Raw genomic sequence first — 14,919 nt, forward strand, 5'->3', positions numbered from 1 at the left:
CGCCTAACCCACCCTACGGCAGCGGAGTTACATCGGCCGATAGGTCCGCACGTCCGCGGGCACGTTCACCCCGATCTTGATCTGGCCGACCGAGTGGATGATGTCGTCGCCGAGCAGCTGGGCGAAGCAGGCATAGCCCCAATCGTTCATGTGCAGGCCGTCGGCGATGACGAAACTCTCGACCGGAAGCGCCTGCTTCTCGTGCCAGTCGCGCATCACCTCGAAGCGCGGGAAGATGCCGACGTGACGAAGCTCGGCGACCTTGCCGAGCAGCTTCACCATCTTGCTTGCGCTCTCGGGACGTTCGGTGACCCTGGGCGAATATTGCGGGTCGACAAGCACGATATCGGAATTGCCCGCCGCCTGGATGCGAGTGATGCCGTCCTCGACCATCTTGGCGGTGTCGCCGGGATCGAGATTGCGCAGCACGGCGTTGGTGCCGACCTGCCAGATCACGAGATCCGGATGCACGTCGATCACCTCCTTCTGGAGGCGCTTCATCATCTCGGGCGCGTCCTCGCCGCCGACGCCGGCATTGATGACCGTGATGTCAGCGGTCGGATATTGCCGGCGCAGCTGCGCAGCGAGACGGTTCGGATAGTTAAAGTCGGGCGAGCTCGCGCCATAGCCCGCAGTCGACGACGAGCCGAACGCGACGATGACGACGGGCTTGCCCGCGACGAGCTTGCCCGCGACATGCGGCAGCGAGCCCATCGTCTTGGCGCCGCCCTTCGGCGGCAGGCAGGGGACGCGGCTGAAAATATCGCCGGCGGATTTTGCGACCTGCTTCACCTTGTCGATGGCGCGCGAGGTGAGGCCGCGCTGATCGGTGGGCTGCTGGGCCGTCGCCGCAACCGTGGTCTGCGACGGCGAGGTGGGCGCTGGGTTAGCGGCCTGCTGTGGCGCGGCAGTCGCCTGGGCGGCCTGAGCTCGGGCAGGCGCCTGCAGCACAGGCATCAGCATCAGCAGCAGCGTCGCCACTGCGGGCGCGGACAACCATGTCGACAGGCCAAAAGGGCGGAAAGAACTCATTAACGCTAGACCTCAATTCTGCTGCTCGGTCGGCCCCAGATGGGCAGCATCGATCACGAACTGCGCCAACGCCCGGCCAAGGCAATCATGGACCTGCTTCGCCAGCTCAGGGCCGCGCGAGGCGCTGAACAAGTCGAACTGACCCTGATCATTCCACTGCCGCATGATCGCGAAACGATCGAACAGCGGGATATCATGCTCCTGCGCCACCACCCGCATATTGTCGAGATAAGGCGGTGCCGAGATCATGGATTCGGTACGCGGGCTGTATTGCAAATTCATCAAGACGACGTCAGCCCCTGCATGTTGCAGCGCAGCGACCCCATCGGTCACGGCGCCGCGAAAGTCATCGGGATCGATCGATCGGATAGCATCCACCGTCCCGGTCTGCCAGATGACCAAAGTAGGTGTTTTTGCTTCCATCAGCTTAACGAAGGTTCCGGCGGCCTCCTCCGCCGTCTTCTTGCTCTGTAGTTCTACGGATACGTGCACGGTCTCCGAAGGGGGCAGTTTCTCTTTCAAGATCGCCTCCATCCGTGCCGGATAGGAGCTGCTTTCCGAAAATGGGATCGTCGTCGACCGGCTTCCGATCACGAGGATCTCAAGCGGTTTGCCCGCCTTGACGGCGTCGGCGACCTTGGGGAGCTGGCTCTCGGTGGCGAGCAGATAAGGCGGCACTTCACAGGCTGCAGGGATCGGCGGCGTCGCAGGCGCGGCCTCGTCTGCGCGCGCCGAAGGCGCGGTGAGGTACCCGCATAGCAGGATCAGGCTCAGGATAACCTTCGCCGTCATCAGCCCCCTCCCGCCAGATCGGCGTTGCCGACGGCGTTTTTGGTTTTCGCGCCGCTCTTGTCAGCTACGCGCTTGTACCACGAAATCACCCAGGCCATCGCCCACATGATCAGGATTCCTGAGAGACTAATCAGCGCATGCATGGCGGGTCCACCGGAGACCTCGGCCAGGATGAAATGGCCGGCAAAGGCCAGGAAGACGCCGAGACAGAAGATCTCCAGCGAGTGCTGGCCGCACACGATCAGCGGCCGCAACCATTGCGATTTCAGGCCCGGCCATTCCCGCGGCAGGAAGCGCACGGTGAGCGCGGCCAGCGCCAGGAAATGCGTGAAGCGCAGCACGTCGAGATCGGTCTTGTCGATCGGATACATCCACTGCTCGATCCGCTTCGGCATGAAGTGCGAAAGCTGCGGGACGTACCAGGTCAGCGTCACATAGAACGCCGCAACGAGATAGCCGATCGAGATCCACATCGTCACGGGCGATGCCAGAATGCGCGACATGCGTCGCGCACCTCCGAGCGCGCACCATGCGCCGAACACGAACAGCAACTGCCAGGCAAAGGGATTGAACGCCCAGAAGCCGTTCGGATAGGCGGAGAAGTACAGATCGAACTGCCAGGTCGCCGCGTAAAGCAGCGCCGAGAGCGCGAGCGTGACATCGGGCCGCCATTTCATCGACCACAGGATCAGCGGCAGCGCGAGCATCAGGACGATATAGAGCGGCAGCACGTCCATGTTGACGGGACGGAAGCGCAAGAGAAGCGCCTGCACGATGGTGATGTCGGGCTGCTTGAGAAAATCCATGATGCCCATCTCTTCGGTGTAGAGCGGGTTCTCGAAGCTGGTCGCGACGTAGGAGATTTCGGCGAGGAAGATCGTGAACAGGAAGACGTGGGCGACATAGATTTGCCAGACCCGCCGCAGGACGCGTGCCGTGGCGATGACGACACCGCTCTCCAGCATCGCGCGGCCGTAGACGAAGGCTGCGGTGTAGCCCGAGATGAAGATGAAGATCTCGGTGGCGTCGCTGAAGCCGTAATTGCGGATCGTGAACCAGGTCAGCAGATTGGGGGGCAGATGGTCGATGAAGATCAGCCACAGCGCGAGGCCTCGGAACAGATCGAGCCTGAGCTCGCGCTCGCCGATGGCGGGCAGCGTGATGGCCGGCGCAGCAACGCGCGGCTTCGCGTCGACCGGTTTGGCCTCCGCGGGCTTGGCGCCCGCGGTTCCCGCGATCGTCGATCCCGTCACTTGATCGGCAATGGTCATGGGGACCCAAAAACCCTTCCGCAAATCGCGACGTTTCAGGAGTGTACCGGTCCGGTCGCCGCCTCGCAAAGCGGCCGGATCACATCTGGGGTGTACTTCTTCGTGAATTCGGGCGGGACGATGTCGCCAAGGCCGCCTGGGGCGTTTGGTTCCTGGCCGGGTTTTCGTTATGATGACAGCCATGTACCGCGCCGTGACCCGCCAGATCGAAGTGACCGTCGAGCCGAACTTTGTTCCGGAACAGTCCTCGGCCGACCGCTCGCGGTATTTTTGGTCCTACACCATCGTGATCACCAATTCGGGCGACGAGACCGTGCAGCTCAAGACGCGGCACTGGATCATCACCGATGCCACCGGGCGGCAGCAGGAGGTCAAGGGCGAGGGCGTGATCGGCGAGCAGCCCGTGCTCGCCCCCGGCGAACGCTTCGAATACACCTCGGGCGTGCCACTCTCCACCGCCTCCGGCTTCATGACCGGCCGCTACCTGATGGTCAGCGAAACCGGCGAGCGCTTCGAGATCGACGTGCCGACGTTCTCGCTGGACAGCCCCGACAACAAGCGGGTGTTGAACTAGAGGCGGCGCCAAGCGCGGTATCGTAGGATGGATTAGCCGAAGGCGTAATCCACCACTGACCGTTTCCGCAGAGAGAAAAGAGGTGGATTACGCTTCGCTAATCCATCCTACAATGCTGGCGCCTACGCGTCTTCCACGCCCGCTTCATCCGGCGTGAATTCGTACACCGAGCTACAGAACTCGCAGGTCACGACGACCTTGTCGTCCTTGACCATGGCGCTGCGATCGTCAGGCGAGAAGCTCTTCAGCATGGACGCGACCGCGTTGCGCGAGCAGGAGCATTGCGCTTTGAGGACCAGCGGATTGAACACGCGCACGCCGCGCTCGTGGAAGAGGCGGTAGAGCAGCCGTTCACCGGAGAGATCGGGATCGATCAACTCGACGTCCTCGACCGTCTCGATCAGCGAGCGCGCCTCGACCCAGGCATCGTCTTCGGCGACGCTGTGAGCCTCAAGACCCTCGGGCGCATCGCCGGGATGCAGATCGGCCTGCCGCGCGCGCTCCGGCGCCTTTGGCAAAAACTGCATCAGCATGCCGCCGGCGCGCCAGCGGTGCTTGCCGCCGTCGCTCGAGCGCCACTCCTCGCCGACCGCAAGGCGCACGCGCGTCGGGATCTGCTCGGAGCGCAGGAAATATTCGTGGGCGGCGTCTTCCAGGCTGCCGCCGTCGAGCGCGACCAGGCCCTGGTAACGGCTCATATCGGGCCCCTGGTCGATGGTCATGGCGAGATGACCGCGGCCGAGCAGCGTGCCGGAATTCATTCCAGGTTCCTTGGCATCACCGAGGCGCTCGGCATCGAAGCGCGCATAGGCGCGCAGGCGATCGGGCGCCTGATAGTCGACCACCAGGAACGACACCGGCCCGTCGGTCTGGGCCTGCAGGATGAAGCGGCCCTCGAATTTGAGCGCCGAGCCGAGCAGCGTCGTCAGCACGATGGCTTCGCCGAGCAACTTGCCGACCGGTGCGGGATAATCATGCTTGGTCAGGATGTCGTCGAGCGCCGGGCCAAGCCGCACCAGACGGCCGCGCACATCGAGCGCATCGACCTCGTAGGGCAGCACGGCGTCATCGACGGGAACTGCGGAAGGCGCGCGAACCGGGCTTTCGGGCCTGGTTTTCATGTCGGGGGATTGGGAGACCATGGCGCTTTATCTGGGGTCGGAGGGCGGAAATGGAAGGGCCCCCGCATTCCGTGCTCAGAATGGCGGGCCGCGTAGCCCGGATGGAGCGCAGCGCAATCCGGGGAAGTCTTTCCGCGTTAAGAACCCCGGATTTCGCTGCGCTCCATCCGGGCTACAAGTGAGCCTACTTCACCGCGTCAAAACACCAGGCCAAAATGCCCTTCTGCGCGTGCAGGCGGTTTTCGGCCTCGTCGAACACGACGGACTGCGGACCGTCGATCACCTCGTCGGTGACCTCCTCGCCGCGATGGGCGGGCAGGCAGTGCATGAACAGCGCATCGGGCTTGGCCAGCGACATCAGCTTGGCATTGACCTGGTAGGGCTTGAGCACGTTGTGACGGTGCTCGCCCTCCTTGTCGCCCATCGACACCCAGGTGTCGGTGACGACGCAATCTGCGCCCTTCACGGCGGCCTCGGGATCGGTGCCGAGCACGATCGGCGCGCCCGTCGCCTTGATGAAGTCGCGCATCACCTTCTTCGGGGCAAGCTCCGGCGGCGTTGCGACATTGAGCTTGAACTTGAAGCGCTCGGCGGCATGGGCCCAGGACGCCAGCACGTTGTTGTCGTCGCCGGTCCAGGCCACGGTGCGGCCCTCGATCGGGCCGCGATGCTCCTCATAGGTCATGAGGTCGGCCATCACCTGGCACGGATGTGAGCGCCGCGTCAGGCCGTTGATGACGGGCACGGTCGCGTTCGCCGCGAGTTCCAGCAGCGCCTCGTGATTGAGGATGCGGATCATGATGGCGTCGACATAGCGCGACAGCACGCGCGCGGTGTCGGCAATGGTCTCGCCGCGGCCGAGCTGCATCTCGGCACCGGTGAGCATGATGGGCTCGCCGCCGAGCTGGCGCATGGCGACGTCGAACGAGACGCGCGTGCGGGTCGACGGACGCTCGAAGATCATCGCCAGCGTCTTGCCTTCGAGCGGCCGCACCGGCTGATGCGCCTTCTGCTTCGCCTTCATGGCGGAGGAGGCCGCGAGCATGCTCTTGAGCTCCGACAGCGGCAGCTCGTTGATGTCGAGGAAGTGCTTGGGTGCCTTGCTCATCAGCTTGCCGCCCGCTTGTTGCCTGACAGCGCCGTGCAGGCGCGCTCGAGCCTGACGATGCTGTCCTCGATTTCCGCCTCGGTGACGATCAAGGGCGGCAGGAAGCGCACGACATTGTCGCCGGCGCCGACGGTAAGCAGCTTCTCGTTGCGCAAGGCTGCGACCAGATCGCCTGATGGCACCACGGCCTTGATGCCGATCAAAAGCCCCTCACCGCGGATTTCGCTGACGATATCGGGATGACGGTCGATCACGGAGGCGAGCTTCTGCTTGAGCAGCAGCGACATCTTCTGCACGTGGTCGAAGAAGCCGGGCTTGAGCATGACGTCGAGCACGGCGTTCGCGGCCGCGATCGCCAGCGGATTGCCGCCGAAGGTCGAGCCGTGCGAGCCGGGGCCCATGCCGGCGGCCGCATCCGCGGTCGCCAGGATCGCACCGATCGGAAAACCGCCACCGAGCGCTTTCGCCAGCGACATCACGTCGGGTGTGACGCCGGTGCGGCGATGGGCGAAGAGATCGCCGGTGCGGCCCATGCCGGTCTGCACCTCGTCGAAGGCCAGCAGCAAGCCTTTCTCGTCGCAGAGCTGGCGGAGCGCCTTGAGGAAGGCTGAAGTCGCCGAACGTACGCCGCCCTCGCCCTGGATCGGCTCGATCAGGATGCCGGCGGTATGCGGGCCGATCGCCTTCTTCACGGCCTCGATGTCGCCATGCGGCACCTGGTCGAAGCCGTCCATCGGCGGACCGAAGCCTTCGAGATATTTTGCCGATCCCGTCGCCGCCAGCGTCGCCAGCGTGCGGCCGTGGAAGGCGCCTTCGAAGGTGATGATGCGATAGCGCTCCGGATGGCCCTTGGAGAAGTGATGATGGCGGACCAGCTTGATCACGCCCTCCAGCGCCTCGGCGCCGGAATTACAGAAGAACACGAAGTCGGCAAAGCTCTCGTTGCAAAGACGCGCAGCGAGCTTCTCGCCGTCAGGGCTCTGGAACAGGTTCGACATGTGCCAGAGTTTCGTGGCCTGCTCCTGCAGCGCCTTGACCAGCGCCGGATGGGCATGGCCGAGTGCATTGACCGCGACGCCCGAGGTGAAATCGAGATAGCGATCGCCATTGGTTGCGATCAACCAGACGCCTTCACCGCGCTCAAAACCGATATCGGCCCTGGCGAAAACGGGGAGCAAATGCGGCGCTGCGCTGTTGGTCATGACGATCTCTTTGGTGGTCACTTCGGATGTTTCGGACGGCCTGAACACGCATGGCGCAGCGCGTCATTTGGCCCGGAAAACGAAACGTGCCGCCTTTTAAGGGCGGCACGCGCGACTATCTTATGCCTGGCAATACGGGTGTCAATGCCGCCCGGAAAGCCTCGCGAAACGCTGAATCCGTAGTCTTGCGGTGGCGATTTTGCGGGATTTTCGCCACGGAACATGTGGAAGCGAGTCGGCGGACTCTTGCGCGTGAGTCACGGCATATTGTAGCGTTTGGCTTGTCAGATACGACATCTCGTGCAGCGGTTCTGATCCCAAAAGTCCTCATGTACCGGCGTAAACGTTCGGGCGCATCTGGCGCGCCCGGCGAGCCTTAAGGGATTCTGGCGGCACGGGTTTTTCGAAGCTTAGGCATTCGTCGTGAGGCCCCACAGATGGCTGGCGCCGGCGAAGGAAAGGATGCAATGACGGTTTTGACCTGGTCAGATGATCGCGTCGAGCAGCTGAAAAAGCTCTGGGAGGCCGGACTTTCGGCCAGCCAGATCGCCGCTGAGCTTGGAAACGTGACCCGCAACGCCGTAATCGGCAAGGTGCACAGGCTCGGCCTGTCCGGCCGCGCCAAGAGCCCCTCATCAGCAGCTCCGCGGCCGCGCAAGGCGCGTCCCGCACAGCACATGATGCGGGTGAGCCGCCCCATCGCGCGCGGCAACACCGCGCTGGCGCAGGCCTTCGAGGTCGAGGTCGAGGCTGAACCTGTTACCTACGACAACGTTGTGCCGATGAGCCAGCGGCTCTCGTTGCTCGAATTGAACGAGGCCACCTGCCACTGGCCGGTCGGCGATCCTTCAAGCCCGGATTTCTTCTTCTGCGGCGGCAAGGCGCTCTCAGGCCTGCCCTACTGCGCCCAGCACTCGCGCGTGGCGTATCAGCCGGCGGCGGATCGCCGGCGGGCGCCGGCGAAGCCAGGCACGCGCTGAGTACTTGGTTCAGACGACATCGTCGCGGGACAGGCCGGGACGAAAAAAAGCGCGCCACCAGGCGCGCTTTTTTTGTTTGCTGGCGGGCAGCCTAGCTTGAGGTCTGCTCAGCCTTCGCGAAGCGATCGTCGAGCGCGTAGCCTGCGCCGCGGACGGTGCGGATCGGGTCCTGCTCGCGGCCGAGATTGAGCAGCTTGCGCAGGCGGCCGATATGCACATCGACGGTGCGTTCGTCGATATAGATGTCGCGGCCCCAGACGCTGTCGAGCAGCTGCTCGCGCGAGAACACCCGGCCGGGATGCTCCAGGAAGAACTCCAGCAGGCGATATTCGGTCGGTCCGAGATCGATCGGCCGACCCGAGCGCGCCACGCGGCGCTTCTCGCGATCGAGCTCGATGTCGCCGAAGGCGAGCACGGTCGCGAGCCGCTCGGGGCTGGCGCGCCGCAGCAGGCCCTTGACCCGCGCGAGCAGCTCGGGCACCGAGAACGGCTTGACGATGTAATCGTCGGCGCCTGTGGCAAGGCCCCTGACACGCTCGCTCTCCTCGCCGCGCGCGGTGAGCATGATGATCGGCAGCTGCTTGGTGTCGGATCGCGTCCGCAACCGGCGGCACAGCTCGATCCCGGACAGGCCCGGCAACATCCAGTCGAGCACGATCAGATCGGGGATGTGCTCCTTGAGGCGGGTGTCGGCGTCGTCGCCGCGCATCACCGTCTCCACGTCATAGCCGTCGCCTTCGAGGTTGTAGCGGAGAAGCTCGGTCAGAGCTTCCTCGTCCTCAACCACCATAATGCGTGCGCCCATGGGCTCGTCGCTCCTTGCGTAATCAGGTGTTCGGGACCGTCGTGGCGAAGGTCGTCATGTCGCCCTTCGGCCGCTTGTCGGTGATGGCCTGGCCTTCGATCATGTAGAACACGGTCTCGGCGATGTTGGTGGCGTGGTCGCCGATCCGCTCGATGTTCTTGGCGCAGAACATCAGATGGATGCAGAACGAGATGTTGCGCGGATCCTCCATCATGTAGGTGAGGAGCTCGCGGAACAGCGAGGTGCAGATGGCATCGACCTCCTCGTCACCCTTCCACACCGTCATCGCCGCCGGCAGGTCGTGCGCGGCATAGGCATCGAGCACCGACTTGACCTGCTGCTGCACGAGGTCCGTCATGTGCTCGAGGCCGCGGAACAGCTTGAGCGGATGGAAATCCGTCTCCAGCGCTGCGACGCGCTTGCCCATGTTCTTGGCGAGGTCGCCGATGCGCTCGAGGTCGGTCGCAACCCGCATGGCGCCGACGATCTCGCGCAAGTCCACCGCCATCGGCTGGCGGCGCGCGATGGTCAGCACGGCGCGCTCCTCGATCTTCTTCTGCAGCGCGTCGAGCTCGGCATCGATGGTGACGACGCGCTGGCCCAGCGCGACGTCGCGGCGGATCAGCGCATCGACGGAATCGACGATCATGCGCTCGGCGATGCCGCCCATCTCGGCGACCAGGCGGGTGAGCTCCTGAAGGTCGGTGTCGAAGGCTTTTGCGGTATGTTCGGAAGCCATGTCCTGTCTCCTCAGCCGAACCGGCCGGTGATGTAATCCTGCGTGCGCCGGTCCGACGGCGACGTGAAGATCTTGCTGGTGTCGTCGAACTCGATCAGCTCGCCGAGATACATGAAGGCGGTCTTGTCGGAGACGCGGGCCGCCTGCTGCATGTTGTGGGTGACGATCGCGATGGTGTAGTTCTCGGACAGTTCCTGGATCAGCTCCTCGACCTTGGCGGTCGAGATCGGATCGAGCGCCGAGCAGGGCTCGTCGAACAGGATCACTTCAGGCCGCACCGCGACGGTGCGGGCGATGCAGAGGCGCTGCTGCTGGCCGCCCGAGAGCGACAGGCCGGAGGCGTTGAGCTTGTCCTTGACCTCGTTCCACAGCGCGCCGCCGCGCAGCGCCTTCTCGACGCGGTCGTCCATCTCGGACTTCGAGATCTTCTCATAGAGGCGGATGCCGAAGGCGATGTTCTCGTAGATCGTCATCGGGAACGGCGTCGGCTTCTGGAACACCATGCCGACGCGGGCGCGCAGCAGGTTGAGATCCAGCTTGGGGTCGAGGATGTTGGTCTGGTCCAGCATCAGCTGACCGGTGACGCGCTGGCCCGGATAGAGGTCATACATCCGGTTGAAGATGCGCAGCAGGGTCGACTTGCCGCAACCGGACGGGCCGATGAAGGCGGTTACGCGGTTGGTGCCGAGCGTCATATTGATGTTCTTCAGCGCCTGGTGCTCGCCGTAATAGAAGTTGAGGTTGCGCACCGTCACCTTGGCCGGAGCTTCCGGCAGCGGCTGCTGCGAGGCGAGGTGCGCGTTGGAGCTCACGGATACGGACAAGTCGGTCATTTTGCGGTCCTCTCGGCACCGAGGATGCGGGCGCCAATGTTCAGGGCAAGCACGGTGAGCGTGATCAACAGCGCACCGCTCCAGGCGAGCTGCTTCCAATAGGCGTAAGGGCTCTGGACGAAATTGTTGATGGTGACGGGCAGGTTCGCCATGGTCTTGTTCAGGCCGAGGCTGAAGAACTGGTTCGACAGCGCGGTGAAGAGCAGCGGCGCGGTTTCGCCGGCGACGCGGGCGGTGGCGAGCAGCACGCCGGTGATGAGGCCGGAGCGGGCCGCACGATAGGCGATCCGCTTGATCACCAGCGAGCGCGGCAGGCCGAGCGCGGAGGCGGCCTCGCGCAGCGCATTCGGCACCAGCAGCAGCATGTCCTCGGTCGTGCGCAGCACCACCGGGATCACGATGACGGCGAGCGCGAGCGAGCCTGCGATCGCCGAGAAGCCGCGCATCGGCACCACCACCGCGCCGTAGATGAACAGGCCGATGATGATCGACGGCGCCGACAGCAGGATGTCGTTGATGAAGCGGATCACCGAGGTCAGCTTGTCGTTACGGCCGTACTCGGCGAGATAGGTGCCGGCGAACAGGCCGAGCGGCGCGCCGATGCCGACGCCGATCACGGTCATGATCAGCGAGCCGACGATGGCGTTGCGCAGGCCGCCTTCGGTCGAGCCCGGCGGCGGGGTATCGGCGACGAACAGGTCGAGGTTGAGGCCGGCAATGCCGTTGTAGAGCAGCGTGAGCAGGATCAGCGCGAGCCAGGTGACGCCGACGGCGGCGGCTCCGAAGCAGAGCCCACGGACGATGATGTCCTTGCGGCGACGGCGTACATAGATCGGGTTCATGTCACCTCCCCGCCTTCTTTTCCAGGCGCAGCAGCATCAGCCGGGCGGCGGCGAGCACGAAGAATGTCAGCACGAACAGCAACAGGCCGAGCAGGATCAGGCCGGACTGGTGCAGGCCGTCGCTCTCGGCGAATTCGGATGCGATCGCCGCCGAGATCGTGGTGCCAGGCGCGAAGATCGATGACGAGATGCGGAATGAGTTGCCGATGATGAAGGTCACCGCCATGGTCTCGCCGAGCGCGCGGCCCAGGGCCAGCATGACCCCGCCGATGATGCCGACACGGGTGTAGGGGATCACGACGCTGCGCACCACTTCCCAGGTGGTGCAGCCGACACCATAGGCGGCCTCTTTCAGCACCGGCGGCACCGTCTTGAACACGTCGACCGAGATCGAGGTGATGAAAGGCAGCACCATGATTGCGAGGATCAGCGCCGCGTTGAACAGGCTGAGATAGGACGGGGGACCTGCGAAGACCGCGCCCAGCACCGGGACGCCGTCGAAGATCTTGATCATGAAGGGCTGGAAGGTGTTGGCCAGGAACGGTCCCAGCACGAAGAAGCCCCACATGCCGTAGATGATCGAGGGAATGCCGGCGAGCAGTTCCACCGCCATGCCGATCGGGCGGCGCAGCCATTGCGGGCAGAGCTCGGTCAGGAAGATCGCGATGCCGAGACCGACGGGAATGGCGATCAGCATCGCAATGAAGGAGGTGACGAGCGTGCCGTACATTGGTCCGAGCGCGCCGAGCACGGGCGGATCGGCCGACGGCGCCCAGCGCTGCGTCCACAGGAACGCAAAGCCGTATTCCTTCATCGCCGGGAAGGCACCGACGATCAGCGACAGGATGATGCCGCCAAGGATGAGGAGCACCGAGATCGCGGAAAGCCGCGTGATCCAGTAGAAGGTGACATCGCCGAGCTTGAACGCGCTCAAGGCCTTGGCGCGATCATACGGACCGGCGGCATCAATTGCATTGCTCTCGACAGCCATATCTGCCACGCCGATCCCCTGTACCGGTTTATTTACGCTTGCTGTCAGTTTCGCGCCCCGGACGCGACGCGAAGCCGATCCGGGGCCGAAGTCGTGTGGTCCGCGATGCGGCCACTAAGGTCGCACCGCCTCCGGAGGACAAAGAGCTTAGCTCTTGATCTCGGCAGACCAGGTCTTCTCGATCTGCTGGACGACGCTGTCCGGCATCGGGATGTAATCGAGCTCCTCGGCTGCCTTGGCGCCGTTCTTGAAGGCCCAGCGGAAGAACTTGATGGCTTCCTGCGAGGCCGCCTTGTCGGTGGCATCCTTGTGCATGAGGATGAAGGTCGCCGCCGTGATCGGCCAGGACTTGTCGCCGGGCTGGTCGGTCAGGATGACGTAGTAGCCGGGCGCCTTGGACCAGTCGGCATTGGCGGCGGCCGCCTGGAAGGCCTCGGTGGTGGGCTCAACGGTCTTGCCACCCTTATTGACCATCTTGGTGTAGGTCAGCTTGTTTTGCTTGGCGTAGGCGTACTCGACATAGCCGATCGAATTCTTGGTCTGGCCGATGTTGCCCGAAACGCCTTCGTTGCCCTTGGCGCCGACGCCAACCGGCCATTCGACCGCGGTGCCCTCACCGACCTTGCTCTTCCAGTCGGCGCTGACCTTGGAGAGATAGTTGGTGAAGTTGAAGGTGGTGCCCGAACCGTCCGAGCGGCGAACCACGGTGATCGCCTCCGACGGCAGCTTCACGTTCGGATTGAGCTTCTTGATCGCGGCGTCGTCCCACTTGGTGATCTTGCCGAGATAGATGTTGGCGAGCGTCTCGCCGTCGAACACCATCTCGCCAGGCTTGACGCCTTCGAGGTTGACGACCGGAACGATGGCGCCCATCACCATCGGCCACTGGGCAAGGCCGTCCTTCTCGAGCTGCTCGGCCTTGAGCGGCATGTCGGTGGCACCGAAGGTCACGGTCTTGGCCTGAATCTGCTTGATGCCGCCGCCGGAACCGATCGACTGGTAGTTCAGACCGTTGCCGGTCTCCTTCTTGTAGGCATCAGCCCACTTCGAATAGATCGGGAACGGGAACGTCGCACCTGCGCCGGTGATGTCGGCAGCGAACGCCGCCGTCGTCGTTGCGGCGACCAAGCCGGCAGCGACGATCGTTTTGAGGAAATTCATGCTGGTCTCCATACAGGGGAGCGAAGCGCCATCCGCGCCCGATCGCGCTCCCGCGCCGCCCCTTTAGGAGCGGTCGGCTGAGCTTTTACGAAGGTTTCGTGACAGTCGGATGACAGTGCTAAGCGATTGAAACCGCGTTGTTTTATTGCCTAAACTAAAGTCTTGGCCTGGGGAAAACAGGCGGTGAAAGTCGCACCCTGCTTGGGCACGCTTTCGATCAAAAGACGGCCGCGGTGACGGTTAAGAATATGTTTCACCAGCGATAATCCGAGCCCCGTGCCGCCCTGCGAGCGGCTGTCGCCGACGTCAACCCGGTAGAACCGCTCGGTCAGGCGCGGCAGGTGCTCCGGCGCGATGCCGGGGCCGAAATCCCGCACCATGACCCGGATTTCCTGAGTTGCATCGGCGGGCGCCGGCAGCGTCAGCGAGACGATGACGCGTCCACCGGAGGCGCCGTATTTGAGCGCGTTTTCGATCAGATTTTCGAACAGGCGGAGCAGCTCCTCGCGGTCACCGGCGATCATGACCGGCCCGTCGGGCAAATGGGTCTCGACCTCGACCTGACGCTCGCGCGCCAGCGGCTCGAGCCCGTCGGCGACCTGGAAGATGATCGGCAAGAGATCGACCAGAGTGTCGGGCCGCACATGGGCCGACAGCTCGACCCGCGACAGCGACAAAAGGTCGTCGATCAGGCGCGCCATGCGGGTGGCCTGGTTGTGCATGATGCCGAGGAAGCGCTCGCGCGCCTTCGGGTCGTCCTTGGCCTGGCCCTGGAGCGTGTCGATGAAGCCGGACAGCGCGGCCAGTGGCGTTCGCAACTCATGGCTGGCATTGGCGACGAAGTCGGCGCGCATCTCCTCGACCCGGCGCAGCGGGGTCTGGTCGTGGAAGGTCATCAGCATGCATTTGTCGGCGCCGCCGAAATTGGTCGGCACCGGCACCGGGGTGATGATCAGCTCCATCCAGCGATCGACAGGCACATGGTCGAGATAGGTCGCGCGCCGTGGCTCGGTGGTGGCAATGGACTCGCGCAGCGCCGTGATGATCTCCGGCGAGCGCAGCGCGAACTGGGCGAGTTCGTTCTTGCGCAGCGCCGGCGCGAGCTGCGCGGCGGCCGCATTGAGATGGATGACCCGGCCGGCGCGGTCGAGCAGCACCGCCGGATCCGGCATGCCGGCGACGACCGCAGCCACCGCGGCGCTTTCCACCGGATTGACGCGCCTGACGTCCTCGCGCGAGGCGGCGGTATCATGCAGCCGCCAAGGGATCAGTGCCGCAGCCGCGATACAGACAAACACGGCGACGGCATGCACCACCGCCAACTCGCCGAGCGAGACTACGACCGACAGCGCCAGCGCCGCAGCGATCAGGACGATGGTCGAGTGCCGCAGCCGATCGGACCAGGGCTGCACCGTGGGAGACGAGGGAGCGTCGATCGCCATCGGGCCGGGCTTCTCCTTGGGTTCGC

15 protein-coding genes are annotated in these 14,919 nt (G+C 64.3%); 2 read left to right on the top strand and 13 right to left on the bottom strand.

Translation table 11 applies throughout. The annotated features are described in order from the left end of the window. Positions 1-27: 27 nt before the first annotated feature. From ACNJX9_RS37995 to ACNJX9_RS38005, 3 genes are read right to left on the bottom strand one after another with little or no spacing between them, the layout of a single operon-like run. Complete coding sequence (locus ACNJX9_RS37995; protein WP_439407195.1) at positions 28-1,032, bottom strand: SGNH/GDSL hydrolase family protein; 1,005 nt, start codon at positions 1,030-1,032, stop codon at positions 28-30. 12 nt (positions 1,033-1,044) lie between these two features. Next, positions 1,045-1,824 carry an SGNH/GDSL hydrolase family protein gene (locus ACNJX9_RS38000; RefSeq protein ID WP_271598682.1) on the bottom strand — a complete coding sequence of 260 codons (780 nt, stop codon included), beginning with the start codon at positions 1,822-1,824 and terminating at the stop codon, positions 1,045-1,047. Beyond that, positions 1,824-3,095, bottom strand: coding sequence for an OpgC domain-containing protein (locus ACNJX9_RS38005; protein WP_057745207.1), 1,272 nt, complete (start codon positions 3,093-3,095; stop codon positions 1,824-1,826). The genes ACNJX9_RS38000 and ACNJX9_RS38005 overlap by 1 nt, the downstream gene beginning before the upstream one ends. Before the next feature lie 181 nt (positions 3,096-3,276). Here ACNJX9_RS38005 and apaG point away from each other — a divergent pair, with 181 nt between their 5' ends. Further along, a complete protein-coding gene (gene apaG / locus ACNJX9_RS38010; protein ID WP_057745205.1) occupies positions 3,277-3,669 on the top strand; it encodes a Co2+/Mg2+ efflux protein ApaG in 393 nt (130 codons plus the stop codon). A 122-nt stretch (positions 3,670-3,791) separates the two neighbouring features. On the opposite strand, the gene ACNJX9_RS38015 is transcribed toward apaG, so the two are convergent. The 3 genes from ACNJX9_RS38015 to ACNJX9_RS38025 all read right to left on the bottom strand — a co-directional run bounded on the left by ACNJX9_RS38015 (position 3,792) and on the right by ACNJX9_RS38025 (position 7,100). Then, positions 3,792-4,811, bottom strand: a complete 1,020-nt coding sequence (locus tag ACNJX9_RS38015; RefSeq protein WP_057745202.1) for an Hsp33 family molecular chaperone — start codon at positions 4,809-4,811, stop codon at positions 3,792-3,794. A 163-nt stretch (positions 4,812-4,974) separates the two neighbouring features. After that, on the bottom strand, positions 4,975-5,898 hold the full coding sequence (argF, locus tag ACNJX9_RS38020) for an ornithine carbamoyltransferase (protein WP_439407198.1): 924 nt from the start codon (positions 5,896-5,898) through the stop codon (positions 4,975-4,977). Then, the gene (locus ACNJX9_RS38025) at positions 5,898-7,100 is read right to left on the bottom strand and encodes an aspartate aminotransferase family protein (protein WP_439407200.1); all 1,203 of its coding nucleotides are present in this window, start codon (positions 7,098-7,100) and stop codon (positions 5,898-5,900) included. Before ACNJX9_RS38025 ends, argF begins: the two co-directional genes overlap by 1 nt. A gap of 467 nt (positions 7,101-7,567) precedes the next feature. Here ACNJX9_RS38025 and ACNJX9_RS38030 point away from each other — a divergent pair, with 467 nt between their 5' ends. Continuing rightward, complete coding sequence (locus tag ACNJX9_RS38030) at positions 7,568-8,080, top strand: GcrA family cell cycle regulator (RefSeq protein WP_018644522.1); 513 nt, start codon at positions 7,568-7,570, stop codon at positions 8,078-8,080. A gap of 91 nt (positions 8,081-8,171) precedes the next feature. Here ACNJX9_RS38030 and phoB read toward each other — a convergent pair whose 3' ends face one another. From phoB to ACNJX9_RS38065, 7 genes are all read right to left on the bottom strand, one after another. Next, positions 8,172-8,885, bottom strand: a complete 714-nt coding sequence (gene phoB / locus ACNJX9_RS38035) for a phosphate regulon transcriptional regulator PhoB (RefSeq protein ID WP_057745196.1) — start codon at positions 8,883-8,885, stop codon at positions 8,172-8,174. Between the two features lie 22 nt (positions 8,886-8,907). Then, positions 8,908-9,624: a phosphate signaling complex protein PhoU gene (gene phoU / locus ACNJX9_RS38040; RefSeq protein WP_057745192.1), complete on the bottom strand. Its 717-nt coding sequence runs from the start codon at positions 9,622-9,624 to the stop codon at positions 8,908-8,910. Positions 9,625-9,635: 11 nt separating this feature from the next. Then, complete coding sequence (pstB, locus tag ACNJX9_RS38045; protein ID WP_057745188.1) at positions 9,636-10,457, bottom strand: phosphate ABC transporter ATP-binding protein PstB; 822 nt, start codon at positions 10,455-10,457, stop codon at positions 9,636-9,638. After that, positions 10,454-11,299, bottom strand: coding sequence for a phosphate ABC transporter permease PstA (pstA, locus tag ACNJX9_RS38050; RefSeq protein ID WP_439407203.1), 846 nt, complete (start codon positions 11,297-11,299; stop codon positions 10,454-10,456). The genes pstB and pstA overlap by 4 nt, the downstream gene beginning before the upstream one ends. A gap of 1 nt (position 11,300) precedes the next feature. Further along, the gene (pstC, locus tag ACNJX9_RS38055) at positions 11,301-12,290 is read right to left on the bottom strand and encodes a phosphate ABC transporter permease subunit PstC (protein ID WP_057745182.1); all 990 of its coding nucleotides are present in this window, start codon (positions 12,288-12,290) and stop codon (positions 11,301-11,303) included. Positions 12,291-12,437: 147 nt separating this feature from the next. Then, positions 12,438-13,451 carry a phosphate ABC transporter substrate-binding protein PstS gene (gene pstS / locus ACNJX9_RS38060; RefSeq protein WP_057745432.1) on the bottom strand — a complete coding sequence of 338 codons (1,014 nt, stop codon included), beginning with the start codon at positions 13,449-13,451 and terminating at the stop codon, positions 12,438-12,440. 149 nt (positions 13,452-13,600) lie between these two features. Further along, a complete protein-coding gene (locus tag ACNJX9_RS38065; RefSeq protein ID WP_057745178.1) occupies positions 13,601-14,893 on the bottom strand; it encodes an ATP-binding protein in 1,293 nt (430 codons plus the stop codon). Positions 14,894-14,919 lie beyond the last annotated feature (26 nt).

It is taken from the genome of Bradyrhizobium sp. BLXBL-03, assembly GCF_051853015.1.
In the GTDB taxonomy this organism is placed as follows: Bacteria; Pseudomonadota; Alphaproteobacteria; order Rhizobiales; family Xanthobacteraceae; genus Bradyrhizobium; species Bradyrhizobium manausense.